This is a genomic window from Nonomuraea sp. NPDC052116, from assembly GCF_040680035.1.
GTDB classification, from domain to species: domain Bacteria; phylum Actinomycetota; class Actinomycetes; order Streptosporangiales; family Streptosporangiaceae; genus Nonomuraea; species Nonomuraea angiospora_A.
The window spans coordinates 19906-45298 of sequence record NZ_JBFAWA010000001.1 but is presented as its reverse complement, the minus strand read 5'-3'; the positions used below and the strand labels follow the sequence as shown (position 1 = coordinate 45298).

Genomic DNA, 25393 nt, shown 5'->3' with positions numbered 1-25393 from the left:
AGGAGACCTCGATGTGCGGAATCGTGGCCTATGTCGGCCCACGGGACGCGGCGCCCATCCTGCTGGAGGGCCTGCAGCGTCTGGAGTACCGGGGGTACGACTCGGCCGGGGTCGTGGTGTCCAACCGGGGGCTCAAGCTACGCAAGGTCAAGGGCCGCGTGGCGGACCTGGCCAAGGTCGTGCCGGCCAGGTTCAAGGGCACCCTGGGCATCGGGCACACCCGCTGGGCCACGCACGGCGTGCCGAGTGACGAGAACGCCCATCCCCACCTGTCCTCCGACGAGCGCATCGCGGTCGTGCACAACGGCATCATCGAGAACGCCGGCGAGCTGCGCGCGAAGCTGGAGGCCGACGGCGTGGTGTTCGCCTCCGAGACGGACACCGAGGTGCTCGCGCACCTGATCGCGCGCGCCGCCGACGAGAACGACTCCCTGGAGGAGGCGGTCAGGAAGACGCTCAAGAGCATCGTCGGCACGTACGGCATCGCGGTCATCGACCGCGAACGCCCCGGCGAGGTGGTCGTGGCGCGCAACGGCAGCCCGATCGTGCTGGGCATCGGCGAGAAGGAGATGTTCGCCGCCTCCGACGTGGCCGCGCTCGTCCGCTACACGCGCCAGGTCGTGCACCTGGAGGACGGCGAGCTGGCCGTGCTCAAGGCCGACGGCTTCCACACCTTCGCCAGCGACGCCCGCGAGACCGCCAAGGAGCCGCTGACCGTCGACTGGGACGCCGGCCACTACGACACCGGCGGCTACGAGCACTACCTGCTCAAGGAGATCTCCGAGCAGCCCGAGACGATCACCCGTACGATGAGCGGCCGGCTCGACGAGCGCTTCCACGTGGCCCACCTGGGCGGGCTCAACATGGACGCCCGCGAGACGCGGGGCTTCCGCCGGGTGAAGATCATCGGCTGCGGGTCCGCGTACTACTCGGGACAGATCGGGGCACAGCTCATCGAGGAGCTGGCCCGCATCCCGTCCGACGCCGAGCCCGCCAGCGAGTTCCGCTACCGCAATCCGGTCGTCGACCCCGACACGCTCTACGTCGCCATCAGCCAGTCGGGCGAGACGTACGACACGCTCGCCGCCGTGCAAGAGCTCAAGCGCAAGGGCGGCCGCGTCATCGGCATCGTCAACGCGGTCGGCAGCGCCATCGCCCGCGAGGTGGACGGCGGCATCTACCTGCACGCGGGTCCCGAGGTCTCGGTGGCCTCGACCAAGGCGTTCACCTCGACGTCGCTGGCGTTCGCGCTGCTCGCGCTGCACCTGGGCCGGGTGCGCGACCTGTCGCCCGCCGACGGGCGGCGCATCGTCGACGGCCTGCGCAGGCTGCCGGGGCAGATCGAGGAGATCCTCACCCAGAGCGACAAGATCGCCGAGCTGGCGCAGAAGTACGCCAAGCACCCGAGCATGATGTTCGTGGGCCGCGTGCGCGGCTACCCGGTGGCCAGGGAGGGCGCGCAGAAGCTCAAGGAGATCTCGTACGTGCACGCCGAGGCGTACCCGGCCAGCGAGCTCAAGCACGGGCCGCTCGCGCTGATCGGCCCCGACATGCCGACGGTCGCCATCGTCCCCGACGATGAGCTGCTCGACAAGAACCTCACCACGCTGGGCGAGATCCGCGCCCGCGGCGGGCAGGTGCTCATGGTCGGTCACCGCGAGCCCGACGTCAAGCTGGCCGACGACGTGATCGTGATCCCCAAGAACGAGATCGAGCTGGACCCGATCCTGCTCACGATCCCGCTTCAGCTGCTCGCGTACTATGCCGCGGTGGCGCTCGGCCGGGATGTGGACAAGCCTCGCAATCTCGCCAAGAGCGTCACGGTTGAATAAACAGGCTAATTTGGCCTCAAACCTCGTTATCTTGCTGCGGACGACATAAATTCGATACGTGCGGCAGTTCGACGCTGAGAGGCCCAATCTCGCACGCATGTACGATTACATGCTCGGCGGGAAGGACAACTTCGCGGTCGACCGCCAGGCCATCGAGCAGCTCGCCGAGCTGATCCCGGAGGCGGTCCCGCTGGCCCGCGCAAACCGGGCCTTCCTCCAGCGTGCCGTGCGCTACGTGGCCGCCGCCGGGGTACGGCAGTTCCTCGACCTCGGCAGCGGGCTGCCGACCCAGGGCAGCGCGCACGAGGTGGCGCCCGAGGCCCGGGTCGTCTACGTCGATCGCGATCCGGTCGTCGCCGCACACGCCACGGCCCTGCTCGGACACTCGGGCAGGGCCGCGCTCGTGGAGGCGGACCTCCTGGATCCCGACGCGGTGCTGGCGGGGGCGGGCGGGTTCCTGGACCTGCGCCGGCCGGTCGGGGTGCTGCTCGTGTCGATCCTGCACTTCCTGCCGGATTCGGCGCGGCCGCGGCAGGCTCTGGCGACCCTGCGCGAGCGGCTGGCGCCGGGCAGCTACCTGGTGATCACCCACGCCACCTCGATGGGCCGCCTGGAGGACGGGCGGCGCTACCGGGGCGCCTCCTCGGACGATCCGAGCGGCGGCACCGACCGCACGCCCGCCGAGATCCGCGCCTTCTTCGGCGACTTCCCGCTGGAGCCGCCGGGCCTGGTGCAGGCCGTCGACTGGCGTCCCGACCGGCCCAAGCTGGTGGGGGACTGGTCGCTGCCGTCGTCCCTGATGGCCGGGGTCGGCAAAAAGCCACTATAAGAGATATGTGTATCTCTGCGTATTGTGTCGATAACTTAGAGTGAGCGATGACTCGCGATGCTCGGGGGAGAGGCACATGCGCCGTCGGCGGTTCTTCGCATGGGGGCTGGGCCTGGCCGCGTGCGCGGCCGGCTGCGGGACGGAGCGCTTCGCCGGGAGCGCGGCCGGCCTGCGCGCCCGATACTCGATCAGCCCTCAGGGGCGCCGCTGGGAGCGCGTCGGGCAGGCGTTCGCCGATGCGGCCCGGGCGGCCGGATACGAGAGCGGCGCGGGCGTGAGGATCATGGTGAGCGGGCTGCCCGCGCTGGCCGCCGCCGAGCTGAACAACGCCCAGACCCTCCTGGACACCGCGACCCCCCTGTCCAGGCTCGCCGGCGAGGTCGAGGTCGTGGTCGTGCCCGTCCACTCGCCGTTCGGGGACTTCGAGGCGTTCGGCGCCCACCTGCTCGCCAGTCCGGGCCAGACGCAGCTGGCGGGCGGGCCCCAGGGCGAGCCCGACCACCTGCTGTTCGGCCTGATCGCCAGGGGGCTCGGCGCCGACACCCGCCAGCTCGACTACACCGGCTATCCCAGCAGCCAGGAGGCCGTCACCGCGCTGCTGTCCGGCAAGGCCGCGGCGGCCGCGGGCCCGCTGGCCGACTGGCGCGCGAGCATCAAGGCCGGCCAGGTCAAGGCGCTCGCGGTGTCCTCGGCCAGGCAGGTGCCCGGCCTCGACGCGCCGACGCTGCTGGAGTCCGGCGTACGGGTCGACTTCACGGATTGGGCGGCGGCCTTCGGGCCCGAGCGCATGCCGGACGAGAGCCGCGAATCGGCCATCCGCATGTGCGAGGACGTGACCGGGTCGGCCGACTGGGAGGCGGCCTGCCGGTCCGCGGGCTGGATCTCGATCCCGCTCAGCGGCGCCGACTTCAAGCAGTGGCTGGGCTCCGAGGTCGAGCGCACCCGCGCCGTCCTGCGGGATCTCGGTCTGCTCGGTGCCACCAAAGCCACAACATGCTGGGGTAGTTGCGGGAACGGCCACTAGATGTAGGATCCTGCTCGTCGCTGGTTCGCCTCTCCGGAGGCGGAGCAAAAGGGAACCCGGTGTGATTCCGGGGCTGCCCCGCAGCGGTGAGCGGGAACGACCGCCGTCAGGTGCACTGGAGCGATCTGGGAAGCGACGGCCAGTAGGAGCGATGCGCGCGCCCGCGAGCCCGAAGACCTGCCAGCGGTGTGCCCGGGCCGCCCGCCCGGCACGAAGTGACCATGGCCTCGCGGGAGGGCCGGGGAGCGAAACGGCCGGGGGATGATCCGCGCCGCCGTGCTCTCGCGCGCCCTCACGGGGGACGAGCTCGCGAGGAGAGAGCACGTGACGCAGATCATCGAGGTCGATCGCCGTCTGGCCATCGAGGAGGCCGCCGCCCGGGTCATCACCGACCCGGCCAACTCCCGGGTCGCCGCCCGGCTCCTGGCCGAGGAGATCGCCGACGAGGCCGCCGCGCACGGGGTGCGGACGTTCTCCGAGTCCATCGCCGCCACCCACGCGGCCGGGCTGATCCAGGACGGGCTGGCGGAGTTCGTCGCCGCGCACGCCGCCGAGCTGGACGCGCTGGTCTCCGTGGAGGCGGACGACCGGTTCGAGTATTTCGGGTTGCGCACCGTCTACGACCGCTACCTGCTGCGCCACCCCGAGACGCGGGCGGTGCTGGAGCGCCCGCAGCACTTCTTCCTCCGCGTGGCCTGCGGGCTGTCGGAGTCGGTGGCGGAGGCCGCCGAGCTCTACGCGCTCATGTCCACGCTGTCGTACCTGCCCAGCTCGCCCACCCTGTTCAACTCGGGCGCGCGCCGCCCGCAGCTGTCGTCGTGTTTCCTGCTCGACTCGCCGCGCGACGAGCTGGAGGCGATCTACGACCGGTACGGGCAGGTGGCGCGGCTGTCGAAGTACGCCGGAGGCATCGGCATCGCCTGGACGCGGGTGCGCTCGCGCGGCTCCCTGATCCGGGGCACCAACGGCCACTCCAACGGCATCGTCCCGTGGCTGCGCACGCTCGACTCGTCCGTCGCGGCCGTCAACCAGGGCGGGCGGCGCAAGGGTGCGGCCTGCGTCTACCTGGAGACCTGGCACGCCGACATCGAGGAGTTCCTGGAGCTGCGCGACAACACCGGCGAGGACGCCCGCCGCACCCACAACCTGAACCTGGCGAACTGGGTGCCCGACGAGTTCATGCGCCGGGTGGAGGCGGACGAGGTCTGGTCGCTGTTCGACCCGAAGGAGGTGCCCGACCTCACCGACCTGTACGGTGACGCGTTCACGCGGGCGTACCGCGCGTACGAGGCCGCCGGGCGACATGTCCGGCAGATCCCGGCCAGGACCCTGTACGGCCGGATGATGCGCACGCTCGCCCAGACCGGGAACGGCTGGATGACCTTCAAGGACGCCGCCAACCGCACCTCCAACCAGACCGGCCGCCCCGGGAACGTCATCCACCTGTCGAACCTGTGCACCGAGATCCTGGAGGTCACCAGCGACGCCGAGACCGCGGTCTGCAACCTCGGCTCGATCAACCTGGCCGCCTGCCTGCTCGACGGCGACCTGGACTGGGACCGGCTGCGCGGCACCGTGCGCACGGCCGTGCGCTTCCTGGACCGGACCATCGACCTGGGCTTCTACCCGACGCCCGAGGCCGAGGCGGCGAACAGGCGCTGGCGGCCCATCGGGCTCGGCGTCATGGGCCTGGCCGACGTGTTCTTCACGCTGCGGCTGCCGTTCGACTCGCCCGAGGCGCTGGAGCTGTCCACCAGGATCGCCGAGGAGATCGCGCTGGCCGCGTACGACACCTCGGCCGACCTGGCGGCCGAGCGCGGCCGGCACCCGTCGTACGCGGAGACGCGGGCGGCCGGGGGAGTGCTGCACCCGGACCACTACGTCACGAGCACGCCGCGCTGGGACGCCGTGCGGGAGAAGGTCGCCCGCACCGGCCTGCGCAACTCGCTCATGATCGCCATCGCGCCCACCGCCACGATCGCCTCCATCGCCGGCTGCTACGAGTGCATCGAGCCGCAGGTGTCCAACGTGTTCAAGCGCGAGACGCTGTCGGGCGAGTTCTTGCAGGTCAACCGGTATCTGGTGGCCGATCTGCAGGCGCGCGGGCTGTGGACGCAGCAGCTGCGGGACGACATCAAGCGGGCCGACGGCTCGGTCCAGACGGTCCCCGGCATCCCCGACGACCTCAAGGTGCTCTACCGCACCGCCTGGGAGCTGCCGCAGAAGGCGCTGATCGACCTGGCCGCCGCGCGCCAGCCGTACATCGACCAGTCCCAGTCCCTGAACCTCTTCATGGCCAGCCCGACCATCGGCAAGCTCTCGTCGATGTACGCCTACGCCTGGAAGCGGGGCCTGAAGACCACGTACTACCTGCGCTCCCGGCCCGCCACCCGCATCGCCCAGACCACCGTCCAGGCGGCCCCCGCAGAGGCCGCCGCGGAGGCGATCGCCTGCTCCCTGGAGAACCCCGAGACCTGCGAAGCCTGCCAGTAAGGAGACTGTTGTGCTGCTCGACCCAGGCATGGACCTCACGCTGCGGCCCATGCGCTACCCGGACTTCTACGAACGCTACCGTGCGGCCATCCGCAACACGTGGACCGTCGAGGAGGTGGATCTCCACACCGACCTCGCCGACCTGGCCAGGATGACGCCGCAGGAGCGGCACCTGATCAACCGGCTGGTCGCGTTCTTCGCCACCGGCGACTCCATCGTGGCCAACAACCTCGTGCTCAATCTCTACCAGCACGTCAACGCCCCTGAAGCGCGCCTCTATCTCAGCAGGCAGCTGTTCGAGGAGGCCGTGCACGTCCAGTTCTATCTGACGCTGCTGGACACGTACCTGCCGGATCCCGCCGAAAGGGTGAAGGCCTTCGCCGCGATCGACCACATCCCCTCGATCCGCGACAAGGCGGAATTCTGCTTCAAGTGGATCGACTCGATCAACGAGCTGCAGCGCCTGGAGACGCGGGACGACCGCCGGCGTTTCCTGCTCAACCTCATCTGCTTCGCCGCCTGCATCGAGGGCCTGTTCTTCTACGGGGCCTTCGCGTACGTCTACTGGTTCCGCTCCCGGGGCCTGCTCGGCGGCCTGGCCACCGGGACGAACTGGGTCTTCCGCGACGAGTCCATGCACATGGAGTTCGCCTTCAGCGTGGTGGAGACCGTGCGGGCCGAGGAACCCGACCTTTTCGACGACGACCTGGGGAAACAGGTTACCCTCATGGTGGAGGAGGCCGTGGCCGCCGAGCTGGCCTTCGCCGAGGACCTCTGCGGGGACGGCATGCCCGGCATGGGGGTCGCACAGATGCGCCAATACCTGGAATATGTCGCCGACCAGCGGCTGGCCAGGCTGGGCCTGCCCACGAGGTACGGCTCGGCCAACCCCTTCGCGTTCATGGAGCTGCAGGACGTGCAGGAGCTGGCCAACTTCTTCGAACGGCGTGTCTCTGCGTATCAAGTGGCAGTTGAGGGCAATGTGACCTTTGACGAGTCTTTCTAGACATTGGGGGCATAGGCGTGCAGTCTCCAGCAGGCTGGCCGATTCTCGTAATCTCGGTGATCGGCTCGATCCTCCTGGTTGAGCTGGTTCGGAGGGTGCTGAACAGGGCCGGACGCAAATGGGCGTTCCCCCGGCACCTGGTGGAGCACTGCACGTGGTCCGCCTTCACCGTGGCGGTTGTGGCGGCCTTCAACCTGGCGTTCGCGCCGGGGATGTTCGGCGCGAGCGCGGACGCGAAGGCCGTCGCGGCGACCGTCAACCGGGTGCTCGGCCTGGCCACCATCGCCGCCGTCACCTGGCTGATCGTGCAGGCCACGTACGCGCTGACGGACGTCGTACTCGACCGGCTGGTACTGGTCGAAGGGGAGCGCAACCGCCGGGCTCGGCGGATCATGACGCAGATCGGGCTGGTCCGCCGCATCGCCGCCGCGGTCATCATCGTGATCGCGATCGGCGCGATGCTCTTCTCGTTCCCGCAGGTCCGCGCGCTCGGCGCGGGCATCCTGGCCTCGGCGGGCATCGCCGGCGCCATCGTCGGCATCGCCGCCCAGCCCACCATCGGCAACGCCCTCGCCGGCCTCCAGCTGGCCTTCAGCGACGCGCTCCGGCTCGACGACGTGGTCGTCGTGGAGAAGGAATGGGGCCGGATCGAGGAGCTGACGCTCACCTACGTCGTCGTGCGCCTGTGGGACGAGCGCCGCCTGGTCCTGCCGGTGTCGTACTTCACCCAGAACCCGTTCGAGAACTGGACCCGGCACGGCAGCCGCGTCCTGGCCGTCGTGTTCCTGCGCGTGGACTGGTCGGTGCCGGTGCCCAAACTCCGGGAGGCGCTGTACGAGTTCCTGCAGGGCAACCCGCTGTGGGACCAGAAGGACTGGACGCTCCAGGTCACCGACGTGCTGCCGAACGGCCTGGTGGAACTGCGCGCCCTGATGAGCGCCGCGGACTCGCCGTCCTCGTGGGACCTCAAGTGCGACGTACGCGAGTTCCTGGTCAACCATGTCAGGGACAACTACCCCGAGTCCCTGCCCCACTTCCGCGTGGAGACCCCGGAATCGCGCGCGCAGAAATAAATGTGTGGCACCGCCGCCGATCATTCCTTTACCGTGGACATTGTCCAGCCGCACGAAAGAAAGGCAGCGAAGTGAGCTACCCCCGACTGTGGCGAGGGCTTTCCGGATAACCAAGCCGATTATCGGAAAGCCGTCTCGGAGTGCACCGGGGCGGCTTATTTGTTGACGACCGAGTGTGGGGCAGTTTGGTCAGCCCGCCTGCCTTGGGAGCAGGAGCACCGCAGGTTCGAATCCTGCCACTCGGACAGCGGCCCTGAAAGAAGAGGGCCGCGGGCCACGGCCTGACCGGCGGGATTGGCGCCCCCCGGCCGGACCCGGCCCCCGCCCCGGGCCGGCCCACGCCAGCCAAGCCCGGGGCCCAGCCGCTCTGGCCCAACTGGCAGAGGCGCCGTCTTCAGGAGGCGGAGGTTCAGGGTTCGAATCCCTGGAGCGGCACAGGTGATCTTTCGTGTCGTCTGCCGAGGGGCGCTGGAACGTGATTCCGTCAGCGCCCACGGTTGCGTCGAAGGCGCCGAACCATGGCGTGCCAGGACTCGGTGGCGCACGTCGCGCTGATCGTCCGGCGCGGGGCCACCGTTGTGCGCCTGCTCTGGCAGGGTCCGGCGGGAGCCGACCTGGCCGGTGCCCTGCGCGAGGGCCGCACCGCCCTCATCCGCACACTCGACGGCCTGCACCCGACCCTCCAGGCGAGCCCGAGACAGGAGTCCCCCGACCGCTCCCCATGATCACGTTCGCCGTTCCGGTGACTGCCCGGCCCGCCTCGCGCAGCCCCGCCAGGTACGCGGACGCCTCGACAAACAGCCCACTGTTCCAAGGAAATCTACGTTGTAAAGGAAGCCGGGCCGGCCAGCCGCACTTTCTGCGTGTAAGCGGTGGTGGCGCGCTTCAGGCGCCGCGCGCCACCACCGTTCCCCTGCGCAGATGACTCTTAGGAAAACAAATTCTCTCCGCCGGCCCAAGGCTGCGTTCCCGCAGGACGGTCGATGATCAATCGACCGAACTGATCACCGAGATGCGCGCGGCGGCGGAGGATCGGCTATTTGATCCACACCTGGTAGTCGCGAGCCGAGTCGAAGCGCAGCGTCGGAGTGAACGTTGACTTGCCGCCGACCTTGCCGTAGTGCACGCCGTAGGCGGTGCCGCCATAGAACCACGGGCCTCCGGAGTCGCCTGGCTCGCTGACGTTCCGGTCCATCTGCACCATTCCCTCTATGTCGCCGACGTTGACGACGCTGTTGGCGACGCTGGCGCAGCTCCCGCCGCTCGTCTTTCCGAAGTGACAGATCCGTGTGCCCCGTCGTGGACGGCCACCTCGTTCGGTTGCATACCGGGTCTTGTTCCAGTTGTGGTAGAACGTGCGCGTCGGGGTCTTGCTACCGGTCGTGTAGTAGGCCAGGTCTCCGTATCGGCCTTCGTGTTTCCAAACTCGTTTGATGGTGGTGCTGCCACCTGCCTGGCTGTGATTGCTGTACGCCTGGGTCGCGCCACCGCTCCCGCGTGCGCAGTGGCCGGCGGTTCCTTGGCGCTTGGTGTTACTGGATTTGTACTTCAGGTTGAAACCGGCGGTGCACCCCGAATACAACCCGCCACCGCGAATGTATTTGTCCTCAGCGGCGGCCACCTCATCCACGAGCGATACCGCCAGGCCGACACCCGGGATCTGTGGCTGCGGAGGCGTGACCTGCTCGATGGCGGAAGCGTCTCTCGCGATCGAGGGCTGCAGCTGCACCCCGACGCCGATGGTCGCGGTTTCGATGTCGTACCAGGTGGCCACGCCGGCGACCTCGGGCTTGGCCGCCACCTGATCGCGCGCCGTCAGGCTCGCCTGTTCCAGGTCGGCCTCCGTGAATCCGCGTCCGCCCTGCAGTTTCACTTCCACCGGCAGTTTTCTGGCCAGCGCGACGGCCCCCTCGGGGACATCGCCTTTGAACGCGAACCATGCGCTCTTGCCATCCTGGCTGCGGGCCGCACCGGAGAACTCGGTCCCGTAGCTCGCCTCGATCTCGTCCGCGACGTCGTTGAACGCGCCCTGCCAGCCGTGTGCCGCGACGGCCTCCTCGAAGCTGATCCCGTCCTGCGTGGCGATGAGCCGCAGGTCTTCCAGCTCACCGGCCGTCAGGTCGTCGACATTCACCTCCGGGGTATCCGCGGGCCCGTCGGGTTCCAGTTCACTGGTAAGGCTCATGCGGGCACTGGAGAGATATGCGTCTAAGGCAGCCTCCAGGGGCACACCGCGCTGCGTCGCGTCGGCCTTGATCGCGTCCAGCGTGGGACGCGCGATCTGCGTCTGCCGATCGGCGGCGAGGACGATCACATCGGACTCGGGCTCGGGCTGCGCCGCCGCAGGAGCAGCGACCAGCAATCCCCCTATCAGGGCAGTAGGTGCCACGAAGATCAGGCCGCGGCGCCGGAGAGCATGAAACATTCGGGACGTCCGACTCGCGCGAGACGCCCCTTCTGGAGGGGGATTCATGAGAGAACGATCATGGATGTTTGAGGGATAAGTCAATAGATGTGATATCTGATGCAACGCCTAATACATCTCGTATCTGTTCGAGCACCTACTGTGCGTCGAAGGGCGCTGCCGCACAGTTTCTGGTGAACCTCGCTCGCGAATCCAAATGGCGTGCACGCGAGCAACCATGCCTTCCGTGATGGGGCGCGAGTTTCCCGGCGGCTCGAACATGTACGAGCAGCCATCGGCCGGCGAATTCCGGTACCCGCGCGATCCTGCCGTCATGAAGATCGCTCAACGGCACCACCGATTACAGGACGGAGCCGCTCACCAGGGCCGGGCGGTCCTGATGGGCTCACAAGCCCGCGCCTTCGCCCAAGTGATCGGAAACAACGTCCTGATGGCGACGGGCAGCCGGTCGTACGGCGAGGTCAGCGCCGAGCCGCACGCCGTGAGCACCACGCGCACCCTCGCCACGTGACTGACGTTCACGGCGCGGGATCTGCTGGAGGCGGACCGGAGCCCGGTGACCAGGTGGCCGCTCGACGCGATCTGCCCGCCCCTTGGGGAGTCGCCCGGCGCATTCACGGTGAGCAGGCAGCTCAGGCGGATTCGCGGATGACCAGTTCGGTGGGGAGGATGAGCGGGGTGGGCTCCTCGCCGCGGATCAGGGCGAGCAGCATGCGGGTCATCTCGCGGCCGAGGGCCTTGATGGGCTGGCGCACCGTCGTCAGGGCGGGATGGGTGTGCCGGGCGGTCACCACGTCGTCGAACCCCACGACCGCGATCTCATCGGGCACGGCCCGGCCGTGCTCCTTCAGCACGCCGAGCGCGCCCGCGGCCATCTCGTCGGAGGCGATCAGCACGGCGTCGAGGTCCGGATGCTCTGTCAGGAGCTGAGCCATCGCGGCGGCTCCGCTCGCCTCGGTGAAGTCGCCGTGCGCGACCCGCTCGTCTCCGAGTCCGGCCAGCGCCAGCGCGTCGCGGAAGCCCAGGTAGCGGGAGACGCCGACGTGCATGTCGAGCGACCCGGTGATGGTCGCGATCCGGGTGCGGCCGGTGGAGATCAGGTATTCGGCCGCCTGGCGAGCGCCGTCGCGGTTGTCGGCGTCCACGTACCAGTCGTTGGACCCGCCGAGGGAGCGTCCGCCGTAGACCACGGGGACGCCGCCCTCGGCGGCCACCTTCGCCAGGGGGTCGTTCTCCCGCAGGGCCAGCAGCATGACGCCGTCGGCCCTGCGTGACTGCAGGACACGGGCCAGCCGGTTGCGGCCGCGCTCGGAGGCGGCCAGGATCAGCAGCAGCTCAAGGTCGGTTTCCTCCATGACGGCGTTCACCCCGACGATGACCTCGGCGAAGAAGGGGTTGGTGAACAGGGCCTGGTCGTCGCTGGAGACCGCCAGCACGACCGCGCCGCTGCGCTGGGTGGCCAGCGAGCGGGCGGCGACGTTGGGCACGTAGCCCAGATCCTTGATGGCTCGTTCCACGGCCTGCCGAGCGGCCCGGCTGACATGCGGGGCGTTGTTGATCACCCGGGACACCGTGCCCCTGGACACTCCCGCCCGCCTGGCCACCTCGTCCAGCGTCGGCTGCCGATCCGTCATTTTTAGGAGCGCTCCCAAGTGTGTACCTGCTGGTCATGCGGAGCGTACCAGGCTTCCAGTCTGTGAGCGCTCCCAATTTCGATCAGGGCCTGGTGAGCGGGCTGAACGGCCCGTCGGCCACCCGTTCCACCACGTTGTCCAGGATCTGGTCGATCGTATCGAGCACATCGTCCGCGAGGGGCACCCCGGATGCCGCCGCGCTGTCGCGCACCTGCTCGGGCCGTGAGCCGCCGACGATCGCGGCCGAGACCCCGGGGCCGCGCAGCACCCAGGCGATCGCCAGTTGCGCCATGGTCAGCCCGAGGTCCGCCGCGATCGGGCGGAGCCGCTCCACCCGCGTCAGGACGTCGTCGGTGAGCAGGCGGCCCACGAACTCCCTGCGCGCCTCGGCGGGCGGCGCCTGGCCGGGGGAGTAGCGCCCGGCCAGCACACCCTGGGCCATCGGCTGGTAGACGAGCTGGCCGACACCCTCCTTGGCGCACAGCGGGAGGATCTCCGGTTCGATGACCCTGCGGAGCAGGTTGTACTGCGGCTGGTTGGACACGATCCGGTCCAGGCCCAGGTCGTCGGCGATCCGCAGCGCGTCGGCGATCTGCTCCGCCGTCCAGTCGGAGACGCCGACGTACAGGACCTTGCCGCTTCGCACCAGGTCGTCGAAGGCCCGCAGGGTCTCCTCCAGAGGGGTGGCGTAGTCGTAGCGGTGCGCCTGGTAGAGATCCACGTAGTCGGTGCCGAGGCGGCGCAGGGAGCCGTCGATCGAGCGCATGATGTGCTTGCGGGACAGTCCGCGGTCGTTGGGGCCGGCGCCGGTGGGCCAGTAGATCTTGGTGAGGATCTCCACCGAATCACGGCGGACGCCCCGCAGCGCCTGGCCGAGCGCCTCCTCGGCGCGGGTCTCGGCATAGGCGTCGGCGGTGTCGAACGTGGTGATCCCGGCGTCGAGGGCGGCGTGCACGCAGGGTTCGACGGTGTCCTCGGTCAGCCAGTTGCCGAAGGCGATCTCGCTGACCATGAGTCCGCTGCGCCCCAGATGGCGAAATTTCATGAAGTCTCCCTTATCGCGAGGTGTGGGGTGAGGACGAGGACGGATCGGCTCGGCATCCCGCCGTCGATCAGCATGAGCAGCAGGCGGACCATCTCCCGCCCCATGTCCTCGACCGGCTGATGGACCGAGGTCAGCCCGGCCTGCTCGGCGAACGGCGAGTCGTCGAAGCCCACGACGGCCACATCGGCGCGGCCTGCCTCGCGCAGCACCCGCAGCGAGCCCAGGGCCATCAGGTCGGAGGCGGCGAACACCGCGTCGAGGTCGGGCCTGCGGGCCAGCAGCTCCCGCGTGGCCTCGGCGCCGCTCTGCTCGCTGAAGTCCCCGCCCGCCACGAGATCCGAACTCTCCTCGAGCCCGGAGGCGATCAGGCCGTCGCGGTAGCCGCCCAGCCGGTGGACGCTGACGAGCATGTCCATGGGCCCCGTGATGGTCGCGATCCGGTGCCGGCCCCGCTCGATCAGGTGCCGTACCGCCAGGTACGCTCCGGCCTGGTTGTCCACGTCCACGACATGGGCGGCGAGAGCGGGATCGAGCGGCCTGCCGCCCACCACCGCCGGGACGCCGAGCTCCCCCAGGCGGGCCGGGAGCGGATCCTCGTGATGCAGCGAGAGCAGCAGGACCCCGTCCACGTGGCCGCCCCCGAGATAGGCCTCCAAGGCCGGCCGCTCGCTGCCCGACCGGGCCATGGTGATCAGCAACTGCTTGCCGGAGGCCGTGAGCTGCGCCGCGATGCCGCGTACCGCTCCCGCGAAGAACGGGTCGCTGAACACCCGCTCGGGAGACTCGGAGATGACCAGCGCGACCGTGTCGGTGCGCCGGGTGACCAGCGAACGCGCGGCCCGGTTGGGGGTGTAGCGCAACTCCTCGATGGCTTTCTGCACGGCGAGCCTGGTCTTCGGGCCCACCTTGGAGGAGCCGTTGACCACGCGGGAGACCGTGCTCCGGCCGACCCCCGCGTGGGCGGCCACCTGCTCGATCGTGGGTCTCACAGCCCACCGCGCCTGATCACCTCGGCGTACCAGCGCGCGCTGTCCTTGGGGGTACGGCGCTGCGTGGCGAAGTCGACGTGGACCAGGCCGAAGCGCTGGCAGTACCCGTGTGCCCACTCGAAGTTGTCCAGCAGGGACCAGGCGAAATAGCCGCGCAACGGCACTCCCTGCGCAATGGCGTGATGGCAGGCGCGCAGGTGGCCGTCGAGGTAGGCGATCCGGTCGGCGTCGTGCGCCTCCTCGTCGTAGGCCGCCCCGTTCTCGGTGACGTAGAGGGCGGTCACGGGGTAGTCGCGGGCGAGCCGCAGGAGCAGGTCGGACAGCCCGCTCTCGTCGATCTCCCATCCCATGGCGGTCCGCGGCCGCTCGCCGTCCACGAACCGCACCGTCTCCGATCCGACGTACGGGGTCGGCCTGCCCGGCGGGTCGGCGGGACCGTCGCCGGAGACGATGGCGGGGGTGTAGTAGTTGACGCCGAGGAAGTCCAGCGGCGCGGCGATCGTCTTGAGGTCGCCGTCATGGACGTGCTCGAAGCCGGTCACGGCGGCGAGGTCGGCGATGACGTCCGCCGGGTACGCGGCCCGGTACAGCGGGTCCAGGAAGATCCGGTTGGCCACGCCGTCGATGCGGCGCGCGGCCTCCAGGTCTTCGGCCGAACCGGTCGCGGGGCCGGCGTGGGTGGGGTTCAGCGTGATGCCGACCTGCGAACCGCTCATGGCGCTCGCGGCCAGGCCGTGACCGAGCAGCAGGTGGTGCGCGGCACGGATGGCGGCGGCAGGCTCGCGCCGGCCGGGCGCGTGCTCTCCGGTGGCGTACCCGAGGAAGGCCGAGCACCAGGGCTCGTTGAGCGTGGTCCAGTGCGTCACCCTGTCGGCCAGCGCGTCGTGTACGGCGGCGGCGTAGTCGGCGAAGCGCAGGGCCGTGTCCCGCGCGGGCCAGCCACCGGCGTCCTCCAGCGGCTGGGGCAGGTCCCAGTGGTACAGCGTCGGCCACGGCTCGATCCCGCGGCTCAGCAACTCGTCCACGAGGCGCCGGTAGAAGTCCAGCCCGCGCTGGTCGACGGCCCCCGATCCGCGCGGCTGCACCCGTGGCCAGGCCACGGAGAAGCGGTAGGCGCGCAGGCCGAGCTCGGCCATGAGGGCGACGTCGTCGGCGTAGCGGTGGTAGTGGTCGCAGGCGATGTCGCCGGTGTGGCCTTCGCGCACGTTGCCGGGCTGCGCGGAGAAGACATCCCAGATCGAGGGCTCGCGTCCGTCCTCGGCGACCGCCCCCTCGATCTGGTAGCTCGAGGTGGCGGCCCCCCAGAGAAAGCCAGGATCGAACGTGTTCACGCCTTGACGGCTCCTTCCATGATGCCGCCGATGATCTGGCGGCCGAATACGATGAACACGGCCAGCAGCGGCAGCGTGGCGATCAGCGTTCCGGAGAACATGAGGGTGTAGTCCGTGTAATAAGTGCTGGACAGCTGGCTGAGCGAGAACTGTACGGTCGGGTTGTCGGCCTCCAGGACGGCCAGCGGCCACAGGAAGTCGTTCCAGGTGCCCATGAAGGTGAACAACCCCAGCACGGAGGCGCCCGGCCGCAGGGCCGGCAGCACGACCTTCCAGAAGATGCCGAAGGTCGAGCAGCCGTCCACCCGCGCCGCCTCGACCAGCTCGTCGGGGACGGCCCGCTCGGCGTACTGACGCATCAGGAAGACCCCGAACGCCGAGACCAGGAACGGCACGGTGACCGCCTGCAGCCGGTTCTGCCAGCCGAGCTCCACCATGATCATGTAGAGCGGGATGATGCCCATCTGGACCGGGATCATCATCGTGGCCAGGATGACGAGCAGCAGCGCGTTCCTGCCGCGGAAGCGCAGCTTGGCGAACGCGAAGCCGGCCAGCGAGCAGAAGAACACCACCGACACGGTCACGGTGCAGGAGGCGATCGCGGAGTTGACCATCCCCAGCAGGAAGTTGGCGTCCTCGGCCGCGAAGAGCCGCGTGATGTTCTCGCCCAGGTTGCCGCCCGGGGTGAGCGGCGGCGGCCAGTCGCCGACGACGTCGTTGGCTCTGGTGGCCACGACGAACAGCCAGTAGAGCGGGAAGACCGACAGCGCGATCGCCGCCAGCAGGGTCAGGTAGACCAGGGGTCCGGAGTTTCGCACGGCTATCTCGCTCTCCGCGTGACCAGGAAGTTGACCAGAGCGAAGACCACGATGAGCAGGAAGATCATCCAGGCGACCGCCGAGCCGTAGCCGTAGTCGAAGTCCTTGAAGGCCTTCTCGAACATGTACATGGCCACGGTCTGGAACTGCCGCAGGCTGCCCCCGGAGATGGCGTAGCCGCCCTGGCCGAAGATGAGCGGCTCGGTGAACAGCTGCATGCCGCCGATCGTGGAGATGATCACAGTGAAGAGGATCGCCGGCCGGATCAGCGGCACCGTGATGCCCCAGAACTGCCTGATCTTGGAGGCGCCGTCGATGGCCGCCGCCTCGTACACGTCGCGCGGCACCGACTGCATCGCGGCCAGGAAGATCAGCGCGTTGTAGCCGGTCCATCGCCAGTCGACCATGACCGAGATCGCCAGCCAGGACGACCACTTGTCCGCCCGCCAGTCCACCGGGTCCACGCCCAGCATGGCGAGCAGGCCGTTGGCCATGCCGGCGTCGCGGTCGAAGATCTGGCTGAAGACGATGCCCACCGCCGCCACCGAGGTGACGATCGGCGCGAGCACCCCCATCCGGAAGAACGTCAGCGCGCGCAGCCGCTGGTTGAGCAGGCTCGCCACGACCAGTGCCAGGAGCAGCTGCGGGACCGTGGCCAGCACGAACATGCCGAGGGTGTTGACGACCGCGTTCCAGAAGTCGGGGTCGGCGAACAGATCCGCGTAGTTCGCCAGCCCGACGAACCCCGCGTTCCCCGCCAGGTCCCAGTCGTGCAGCGAGACCCACGCGGTGTACAGCAGCGGGAAGAGCCCGAAGACCCCGAAGATCACGAAGAACGGCGCCACGAAGAGGTAGGGAGAGCCCACCAGGTCGAGGCGGGACAGCAGCCCCGCCCGCGACCTCGCGTGCGCGGCGGATGGCACCTTGCTACTTCGCAGCACGCTTGGCGTCCTCGACGGCCTTGGTCCACGCCTCGTCCGGCTGCAGCTTGCCCTGCTCGATGGCCATCAGCGCGTTGCCGACGCGGTCACCGACCGGGTTGTTGTTCGGCCCCAGGTAGACCGGCTTGAGCGCCTTCGCGCTCGCTCCGAAGATCTTCCCGACGGGGGCGTTGTTGAAGTAGTCGTTGACGAAGCCCTGCACCGCCGGGTCGTCGATGGCCTGCGGTGACGAGGGGAAATTGCTCTTGGCCTTGAACGCCGCGATCTGGCCCTTCGGGCTGGTGAGGAATTTCACCAGCTCGGCAGCTTCCTTCTGGTGCTTGCTCTGCGTCGGCACCGCCAGGAACGAGCCGCCGCGAACGGCTCCGTCGCCGGGCACGCGCGCCACGTCCCACTTGCCGGTGTTCTCCGGCCCGGCCTGCTCCTTGATGACGCCGAGCATCCAGGACGGGCACGGGATGGTGGCGAAGGTGCCCTTCTTGAACCCGCCGTTCCACTGCGGGCTCCACTGCGCGAGATTCGCCGACAGCCCGCCCTGGATCATCTTGACCGTCTGGTCCCAGGCCGCCTTCACCCCGGGATTGGTGTCGATCACCAGGTTGTTGGAGGTGTCGTAGTAGGTGTGGTCGCCCTGCTGCATCAGGATGTTCTGATAGATGCCGCCGGCCGAGTCGAAGAAGTGCGCGCCCGTCTTGGCCTGAGCGAATTTCTGACCGGTGGCCAGGTAGGCGTCCCAGGTCGGCCAGAGCTCGCCGACCTTCTCGCGGTCGGTGGGCAGCCCGGCCTTGGCGAACAGGTCCGTCCGGTAGCACATCCCCTGCGCGCCGACGTCGGTGCCGAGCCCGACGAGTTTGGAGCCGTCGTTCGTGAGCGCCTGCTTCCACTTCCATTCCAGGAAGTCGGCCTTCAGCGACCCGGCTCCGTGGTCGAGAAGGTTCACGAACTGCTCGGGCTTGGCCATGAACTGGATGAGAATGCCCTCCTCCAGCGCGACCACGTCTCCGGCTCCGCTGCCCGAGGCCATCCACTGCTGCAGCTTGGGCAGGTAGTCGCCCAGCTGGGCGATGTTCTCCTGCTTGATCGTTATTCCGGGATGAGCGGCCTCGTACTGCTTGTAGAGCTCCTCGTAGCCGAACTCGCTGAAGGTCTTGACCACCAGGGTGATCTTTCCCGGGGTCGCGGTGTCCGGCGTCTGTGCGCCGGTGCCGCACGCCGCGAGCAGGCCGGTGAGGGTGGCGGCGAGCAGCGGCCGCGCCAGCCTTGTCGTCATGTCATATCTCCCTGCTTCCGGGAGCGGTTCCAGTGGGGACTGATCCGCTTGATACACTCGACTACCTGCGTTGACGCCGCGGATTGTGCCGGTGTTCCTGTGCGAAATCCGTGCATTATTGGGAGCGCTCCCAGCCGATGTTAGGGGATTGTCGCACGGCTGAGAAGAGGGCGGAGAGAACAAGGATCAATCTCCGCGAAACGGTTGACAGCTTGTGACGCCGTGGCGGAAGATCCGGCACTGACGCCGCGGTGTGCCGGGGACGATCTGTCCAGCGACCTGAAAGGTCCCGGTATGTCCGCCATACTCAGGCTGTCCGCAGCCTGTGTCCTCCTCCTCGCCGGCCTCGCGACCCCCGCGCACGCCGACTCCTACGAACGGTTACTCAACGGCGGCTTCGACGCCGGCAAAGACCCTTGGTGGAGCGGCCAGAACACCCCGTCACGCATCGAGTCGGGCCGGCTGTGCGCCGACGTCCCCGCCGGCACGACGAACCCGTGGGACTCCATGATCGGCCAGAACGACGTCCCGTTGGAGGACGGCCAGCCGTACACGCTCCGCTTCACCGCCTCCGCCAGCCGGGACGTCACCATCCGCACCACCGTCCAGCTCGCCGGCCCGCCGTACACCACGCCTCTGGACCGGCGGCCCGAGCTGACGGCCACGCCGCGGACGTTCGAGTACACCGCGACGTCGAACGTCTCGGACGCGCACGGACAGGTGACCTTCCAGATGGGCGGCGCGACGGAGCCGTACACGCTCTGCCTGGACGAGATCTCCCTGGTCGGCGGGGTGCTCCCACCCGGCGGCGTCCGCGACCTGGGCTCGCCGGTGCGGGTCAACCAGCACGGCTACGCGATCTCGGGCCCCAAGCGCGCCACGATCGTCAACCCCGGGACGGAGCCGCTGGACTGGCGCCTGCTCGACCCGAGCGGCGCCGCCGTGGCCCGGGGCCGCACCCGGGTGCACGGCGCCGACGCGATGTCCGGCGACCAGGTGCACGTGGCCGACTTCTCGTCGGTCCGCAAGGCGGGCACCGGCTACACGCTCGCGGTCGGCGACCAGGTCAGCCTGCCGTTCGAGATCGGCGACGACGTGTACGACGGGCTGCGCAGGGACGCGCTGGCGTACTTCTACCACAACCGCAGCGGCATCCCGATCGAGGCCGCATACGTCGGCGACGCCTACGCCAGGCCCGCCGGGCACCTCGGCGTCGCACCGAACCAGGGGGACATCCGCGTCCCGTGCCTGCCCGGCGCCTGCGACCACACGCTGGACGTGCGCGGAGGCTGGTACGACGCGGGCGACCACGGCAAATACGTCGTGAACGGCGCTCTGGCCGCCTGGCAGCTCATGGATCTCTACGAGCGCTCGCGCGGGCAGGGCGACCGGGAGGGGATGCGCGACGGCCTGCTGCGCATCCCCGAGGCCGGCAACGGCGTCCCGGACGTGCTCGACGAGGCCCGCTGGGAGATGGAGTTCCTGCTCCGCATGCAGGTGCCCGGCAGCGGCCTGGTCCACCACAAGGTGCACGACGCCGCGTGGACCGGGCACCCGACGATCCCGCATCTGGACGCACAGCCGCGCTACCTCTATCCGCCCTCCACCGCCGCGACGCTCAACCTCGCCGCCGCCGGCGCCCAGTGCGCCCGGATCTGGAAGGCATGGGACCGCGCGTTCGCCCGGCGTTGCCTTGAGGCCGCCGAGACCGCCTGGCGTGCGGCCCGCGCGCATCCCGACCTCTTCGCGCCACCGGGAGGCGAGGGCGGGGGCGCCTACGACGACACCGACGTCTCCGACGAGTTCTCCTGGGCCGCCGCCGAGCTGTACGCGACCACCGGCAAGCGCTCCTACCTGCCCTTCGTCACCACGAAACTGACCGCGGACGGGTTCTCCTGGCAGTCGACCGGCGCGCTGGCCGACCTGACCGTCACCCGGCTGCCCGGCCGCTTCCCCTCCGCCACGTTCGCCGCCGCGCGCAAGCGGGTGCTGTCCGTGGCCGACGGCTACGTGCGCGACATGAACGCCCAGGGGTACGCCAACCCCTATCTTCCGGCCGACGATAAGTACGTCTGGGGCTCGACCAGCGCCACGACCAACAGCGCAGTGATCATGGCGACGGCCTACGACCTCACCCACGACCGCCGCTACCGCCAAGCGGTCCTGGAGTCGATGGACTACCTGCTCGGGCGCAACGCGCTCAACCAGTCCTACGTCACCGGGTACGGCGAGCGGGCCAGCCACAACCAGCACCACCGATTCTGGGCCCACCAGATCGACCCGAGCCTGCCCAACCCCGCCCCCGGCTCCCTGGCCGGAGGCCCCAATTCCGGTCTCCAGGACCCGGTCGCCCAGCGCAACCTCGCCGGCTGCGCACCGGCCAAGTGCTACATCGACGACATCGGCTCCTGGTCCACCAACGAGGTGGCGATCAACTGGAACTCATCCCTCGCCTGGATCGCCGCCTTCGCCGACTCCCTGTGACAGGGGATCCCAGAAAGGAAAGCAGTACATGCGAGTATCAACCCGGTTGGCGGCCATCACGGCCGCAACGGTGACCGCCCTGTCGGTGGCCGTCGCGACGCCCGCCACAGCCGCGACCGAGCTGGTGGTCAACGGCACCTTCAGCTCCGGCACCACGCCGTGGTGGAACTCCGCCAACACCTCCATGGCGGTGGACACGGGGCGGCTGCGCGTCAACGTGACCGGTGGCACGGCCAACCCGTGGGACGCCATGGTGGCCCAGAACAACATCGCCCTGACCAGCGGCAAGACCTACACGCTGTCCTTCGACGCCACCGCCTCCGCCTCGGTCGGCGCGGTCACCACCGTGCAACTGGCCGACAGCCCGTACACCAACACCCTGACGCAGCCGATCGCGCTCACCACGACGAGCAAGCGCTTCAGCTTCCCCTTCACCTCCAGCCTGAGCACCGCGGCCGGACAGGTGTCGTTCCAGCTCGGCAAGAACGCCGCCCACACCGTCTACCTCGACAACGTCTCCCTCACCGAGACGGCGTCGGGGTCCGGTCCGATCAGCATGACGAGCGGCTTCTACGTCGACCCCAACTCCAACCCCGCGGTCTGGGTGAGGAACAACTCCGGCGATTCCCGGGCAGCCCGGATCCAGTCCTCGATCGGCTCGAAGCCGATGGCGCGGTGGTTCGGCAACTGGAGCGGTGACATCGCCGCCGCCGTCTCCGGCTTCGTGGGCGCGGCCGACAGCGCCGACAAACTGCCGGTCCTGGTCGCGTACAACATCCCCGGCCGCGACGCGTGCGGCGGCCACTCCGGCGGCGGCGCCGGCACCGAAGCCGCGTACAAGACGTGGATCTCCGCGTTCGCCTCCGGCATCGGCAGCCGCCCCGCGGTCGTCGTCATCGAGCCCGACTCGCTGGGCGACTTCGACTGCATGAGCGAGACGGCCCGGCAGGAACGCATCCGCATGCTGACCTACGCCACCGAGCAGTTCCGCGACAAGGCCGCCAACACCTGGGCCTACCTCGACGCCGGCAACGCCGGCTGGACGGCACCGGCGACCATGGCCTCCCGGCTGCAGAGCGTGGGCGTCGCCAACGTCCGCGGCTTCTCGGTCAACGTCTCCAACTACTACACCACCAGCCAGTCGACCACCTACGCCAACGCGATCAACTCCGCGCTCGGCGGCACCGCCAAATTCGTGATCGACACCAGCCGCAACGGCAACGGCTCCAACGGCGAATGGTGCAACCCGTCGGGCCGCAAACTCGGCACCACCGCACAGGTCGGCGGCGGCGCCGAGATGCTGCTCTGGGTCAAGGTCCCCGGCGACTCGGACGGCAACTGCGGCATCGCGCCGAACGTGCCCGCCGGAACATTCAGCCCGGACATCGCCATCCGGCTGATCGACGGAATCTGACCAATCCGCCATTCCCATCGGGGGTGGGCCGGGGTTTCCCGGCCCACCCGCCGACGGGTCGTGCGGGAGCGCCGAGTTTCCTGCGCAAACCACGCTTATTCATCCACCCGCTCTTCGCGTAAAACTCCGCTGGAGAGGAATCACCTAGGTGGACATGACGATCAAGGTTCTGGGGCCGGTACAGGTGTGCGGGGCCGACGGGCGGCCGGTCCATCTCAACGGCAAGCAGCGGGCGGTGCTTGCCGCTCTGGTCATCAACGCCAACACCCGGGTGTCCAAGGAACGGCTGGTGAAGGCGTTGTGGGACACCCCTCCCGCCTCGGCCGTCCATAACTTGCATACCTACATCGCCCAGTTACGAAGAGTGGCGCCATTCGGCTCGAGACTGCTCACCAAGGAGCATGGATACCTTCTCGAGGCGGACGTCGCGGAAGTGGATTTCCTGCAGTTCGAGGAGGCGATAGGTGCGGCCCGCAGCCATGCCGCGCAGGAAGAGTTGCACGCCGCGGACCGGCAGTTTCACAGAGCTCTCGCATTGTGGCGCGGGCGGGCCGCGGAAGATACCTGGCTCGCCGGTTTCCTGGCCGCTCAGATCACCGGATTGGAGGAGCGACTTGCCATCGCGAGACTCGACTGGGCCGAGACGAAACTCGCCCTCGGCCGCCCCAAAGAAGTGATCGAGGACCTGCGTCCATTTGTCGCCGAGCAGCCGATGAACGAGCACGCCTGGTGGCTGCTCATGCTGGGGTACGCACGAGCGGGGCAACGCGACAAAGCCCTTGAATCCTTTCGGCGCGCCCGATCGGTGCTCGTCGACGAGCTCGGTGTGGAGCCGGGTGAAGACCTCCAGCAGCTCCACGTCGCGGTCCTGGCAGGCACCGAACCTACGGCCAGGCGCGCATCGCCGATGGGCCGAGCTCCCTCGGAGCTCAACTCTTCGGGCGACGCCGAAGGAGCCGGTCCGCTCACGATCGACCAGGAAGCGCGGCTCGCCCGGTTCGCGGCCGAGAAGGGCGGGCCGGAGTCCGCCGCGCCCTTGGAGGGGGCGCCGGGCCGCGGCACACAGGACCGGCTCGACCGCGCCGAGACGAAGCTTGGTCCCGGCCACGCCCGAGAGGTCATCGGCGACCAGTTGTGGGAGGAGCGGGCCGGGGACCTGCTGATGCTCGCCTTGGCGCAGGAAGAGCAGCGGGCGCGGGGCGTGCCGGCGGAGGAGCCGGGCCGGGATCCGCGGCGGCCGCGGGTCGCGGTCGTGGGCGGCGAGCCTGACCGCGCGCCGCTCGAAGGAGGTGTCTGCCAATTGCCGGCGGACATCGCCGATTTCGTCGGCCGGCAGGACGAACTGGCGGCGGCGGTCGAGGCACTGTGCCCCGGCGGCGATCAAACGCCCCTGCCGCTGTGCGTGGTTTCGGGTCAGGGCGGCATCGGCAAGTCCACCCTCGCCGTGCATGCCGCGCATCAGGTCCGCCCGGAGTTCCCCGACGGGCAGCTCTACGTCAACCTGCGTGGCGGCGACGCCCGTCCCGTCGATCCGGAGGAGGCGCTGGGCCGGTTCCTGCGCGCGCTCGGAGTGGACGGCACCGCCGTCCCCGCGGGCCTGGACCAGCGGGCCGAGCTGTACCGCAGCATCCTCGCCAAAGGCCGCTACCTGGTCGTGCTCGACGACGCCGCCGAAGAGAGCCAGATCCAGCCGCTGCTGCCGGGCACGCCCGAATGCGCGGTGCTGGTCACCGCCCGGCGCCGGCTGACCGCCCTGCCCGCGGCACGGCTGATCGACCTGCCGGTGATGCCGCCCGGCGACTCGCTCGAACTGCTGCGCGGCCTGATCGGCGCCGAGCGCGCTGCCGGGGCGCCCGCGGACGCCGACCTGCTCGTCCAATGGTGTGGCGGGCTTCCCCTGGCGGTGCGCATCGCCGGCATCCGGCTCGCCGCCCGCCCGCACTGGGCCCTGGCCCAGCTCGTCACGCGGCTGAGCGACAGCCGCGACCGGCTGAGCCAGCTCTCGCACGGCTCCCAGACGGTACGCGCCAGCCTGGCGGTCGGCTATCACAGGCTGACCGCCCCGGCGCGGCGGCTGTTCCGCCTGCTCGGCACGCTGGAGGCGCCGGACTTCGCGGCCTGGGTGGCCGCCGCCCTGCTCGACCTGCCCGACGCCGAGGCCGAGGACCTCCTCGAGGAGCTCGTGGACGTACGCCTGCTCGACGCCCGGCGCGACCCCTCCGGCCGGACCCGGTTCCGCTTCCACGACCTGACTCGCGTCTACGCCCGCGAGTGCGCCGAAGCCGACGAGCGCGAACACGAGCGCGACGCCGCCCTGCGCCGCGCGCTGAGCGCCTGGCTCGCCCTGACCCGGCAAGCGCACATCCGGCTGTGCGGCGGCGACCACCGCCTGCCGCACGGCCGTGGCCCGCTCGGGCCACCGGAGGCGAAGGCCGCCGACCGCCATGTCCGCCGCGACCCGCTCGACTGGGTGGACGCCGAGCGCGCCGGCATCGTCGCCGCCGTACGACAGAGCGCCGCCCTGGGCGTCGGCCCGCTGTGCTGGGAGTTGGCCTCCACCGCCATGCACCTGTTCGAGGCCTGCGGCCTCTACGACGAATGGCACACCACGCACGAGATCGCGTTACGCTGCGCGCGGGTGACGGGCGACGTCCGCGGACAGGCGGCCGAGGGCCTGTCGCGGGCCGGCGACCCGGGCACCGAGATCACCGTCTTGCGCTGGGGCCGGCCGGATCCACTTCTCGGAGGGCCGCTTGGGGACTCTGGGGGTTCCCTTTGACGAACG

At 69.5% G+C, this 25393-nt stretch carries 19 protein-coding genes, 2 tRNA genes and 1 riboswitch; of the genes, 13 read left to right on the top strand and 8 right to left on the bottom strand.

What is annotated here, in order from left to right:
• The first annotated feature begins 11 nt into the window (after positions 1-11).
• The 9 genes from glmS to AB0L65_RS00160 all read left to right on the top strand — a co-directional run bounded on the left by glmS (position 12) and on the right by AB0L65_RS00160 (position 8982).
• Entirely contained in the window at positions 12-1832 is a 1821-nt protein-coding gene (glmS, locus tag AB0L65_RS00200; protein ID WP_350722052.1) for a glutamine--fructose-6-phosphate transaminase (isomerizing), read from the top strand.
• A 58-nt stretch (positions 1833-1890) separates the two neighbouring features.
• Positions 1891-2661: an SAM-dependent methyltransferase gene (locus AB0L65_RS00195; protein WP_364239033.1), complete on the top strand. Its 771-nt coding sequence runs from the start codon at positions 1891-1893 to the stop codon at positions 2659-2661.
• Positions 2662-2737: 76 nt separating this feature from the next.
• Complete coding sequence (locus AB0L65_RS00190) at positions 2738-3685, top strand: tripartite tricarboxylate transporter substrate-binding protein (RefSeq protein ID WP_364239032.1); 948 nt, start codon at positions 2738-2740, stop codon at positions 3683-3685.
• A 4-nt stretch (positions 3686-3689) separates the two neighbouring features.
• Positions 3690-3885: riboswitch (cobalamin riboswitch) on the top strand.
• A 124-nt stretch (positions 3886-4009) separates the two neighbouring features.
• The gene (locus AB0L65_RS00185) at positions 4010-6178 is read left to right on the top strand and encodes a ribonucleoside-diphosphate reductase subunit alpha (protein WP_364239031.1); all 2169 of its coding nucleotides are present in this window, start codon (positions 4010-4012) and stop codon (positions 6176-6178) included.
• A 10-nt stretch (positions 6179-6188) separates the two neighbouring features.
• Positions 6189-7184, top strand: coding sequence for a ribonucleotide-diphosphate reductase subunit beta (locus AB0L65_RS00180; protein ID WP_350722044.1), 996 nt, complete (start codon positions 6189-6191; stop codon positions 7182-7184).
• A gap of 56 nt (positions 7185-7240) precedes the next feature.
• Positions 7241-8257, top strand: coding sequence for a mechanosensitive ion channel domain-containing protein (locus AB0L65_RS00175; RefSeq protein ID WP_364239030.1), 1017 nt, complete (start codon positions 7241-7243; stop codon positions 8255-8257).
• Positions 8258-8426: 169 nt separating this feature from the next.
• A tRNA-Pro gene (locus AB0L65_RS00170) sits at positions 8427-8502 on the top strand.
• A gap of 116 nt (positions 8503-8618) precedes the next feature.
• Positions 8619-8692: transfer RNA gene (locus AB0L65_RS00165), tRNA-Leu, on the top strand.
• An 83-nt stretch (positions 8693-8775) separates the two neighbouring features.
• Positions 8776-8982, top strand: a complete 207-nt coding sequence (locus AB0L65_RS00160) for a hypothetical protein (RefSeq protein WP_364239029.1) — start codon at positions 8776-8778, stop codon at positions 8980-8982.
• A 311-nt stretch (positions 8983-9293) separates the two neighbouring features.
• On the opposite strand, the gene AB0L65_RS00155 is transcribed toward AB0L65_RS00160, so the two are convergent.
• Positions 9294-10619, bottom strand: a complete 1326-nt coding sequence (locus AB0L65_RS00155) for a hypothetical protein (RefSeq protein ID WP_364239028.1) — start codon at positions 10617-10619, stop codon at positions 9294-9296.
• Positions 10620-10995: 376 nt separating this feature from the next.
• On the opposite strand from AB0L65_RS00155, the gene AB0L65_RS00150 reads away from it, so the two are divergent.
• Positions 10996-11193: a hypothetical protein gene (locus AB0L65_RS00150; protein WP_364239027.1), complete on the top strand. Its 198-nt coding sequence runs from the start codon at positions 10996-10998 to the stop codon at positions 11191-11193.
• Between the two features lie 121 nt (positions 11194-11314).
• Here the strand turns inward: AB0L65_RS00150 and AB0L65_RS00145 are convergent, their stop codons facing one another.
• From AB0L65_RS00145 to AB0L65_RS00115, 7 genes are all read right to left on the bottom strand, one after another.
• Positions 11315-12316: a LacI family DNA-binding transcriptional regulator gene (locus AB0L65_RS00145; RefSeq protein ID WP_364239026.1), complete on the bottom strand. Its 1002-nt coding sequence runs from the start codon at positions 12314-12316 to the stop codon at positions 11315-11317.
• Positions 12317-12398: 82 nt separating this feature from the next.
• Complete coding sequence (locus AB0L65_RS00140) at positions 12399-13361, bottom strand: aldo/keto reductase family protein (protein WP_364239025.1); 963 nt, start codon at positions 13359-13361, stop codon at positions 12399-12401.
• Positions 13358-14350, bottom strand: coding sequence for a LacI family DNA-binding transcriptional regulator (locus tag AB0L65_RS00135; protein WP_364239024.1), 993 nt, complete (start codon positions 14348-14350; stop codon positions 13358-13360). Before AB0L65_RS00135 ends, AB0L65_RS00140 begins: the two co-directional genes overlap by 4 nt.
• Positions 14347-15681 (bottom strand): GH1 family beta-glucosidase, encoded by a 1335-nt coding sequence (locus tag AB0L65_RS00130; RefSeq protein ID WP_364239023.1) that lies wholly within the window; start codon positions 15679-15681, stop codon positions 14347-14349. The genes AB0L65_RS00135 and AB0L65_RS00130 overlap by 4 nt, the downstream gene beginning before the upstream one ends.
• Complete coding sequence (locus AB0L65_RS00125; RefSeq protein ID WP_364239022.1) at positions 15678-16499, bottom strand: carbohydrate ABC transporter permease; 822 nt, start codon at positions 16497-16499, stop codon at positions 15678-15680. The genes AB0L65_RS00130 and AB0L65_RS00125 overlap by 4 nt, the downstream gene beginning before the upstream one ends.
• 2 nt (positions 16500-16501) lie before the next feature.
• On the bottom strand, positions 16502-17440 hold the full coding sequence (locus AB0L65_RS00120; RefSeq protein WP_364239021.1) for a sugar ABC transporter permease: 939 nt from the start codon (positions 17438-17440) through the stop codon (positions 16502-16504).
• Entirely contained in the window at positions 17427-18710 is a 1284-nt protein-coding gene (locus tag AB0L65_RS00115; protein WP_364239020.1) for an extracellular solute-binding protein, read from the bottom strand. Before AB0L65_RS00115 ends, AB0L65_RS00120 begins: the two co-directional genes overlap by 14 nt.
• Positions 18711-19004: 294 nt before the next feature.
• Between AB0L65_RS00115 and AB0L65_RS00110 the strand changes: the two genes are divergently transcribed.
• From AB0L65_RS00110 to AB0L65_RS00100, 3 genes are all read left to right on the top strand, one after another.
• The gene (locus tag AB0L65_RS00110) at positions 19005-21194 is read left to right on the top strand and encodes a glycoside hydrolase family 9 protein (protein ID WP_364239019.1); all 2190 of its coding nucleotides are present in this window, start codon (positions 19005-19007) and stop codon (positions 21192-21194) included.
• Positions 21195-21222: 28 nt separating this feature from the next.
• The gene (locus AB0L65_RS00105; RefSeq protein WP_364239018.1) at positions 21223-22608 is read left to right on the top strand and encodes a glycoside hydrolase family 6 protein; all 1386 of its coding nucleotides are present in this window, start codon (positions 21223-21225) and stop codon (positions 22606-22608) included.
• A 154-nt stretch (positions 22609-22762) separates the two neighbouring features.
• The gene (locus AB0L65_RS00100; protein WP_364239017.1) at positions 22763-25387 is read left to right on the top strand and encodes a BTAD domain-containing putative transcriptional regulator; all 2625 of its coding nucleotides are present in this window, start codon (positions 22763-22765) and stop codon (positions 25385-25387) included.
• Positions 25388-25393: the final 6 nt, after the last annotated feature.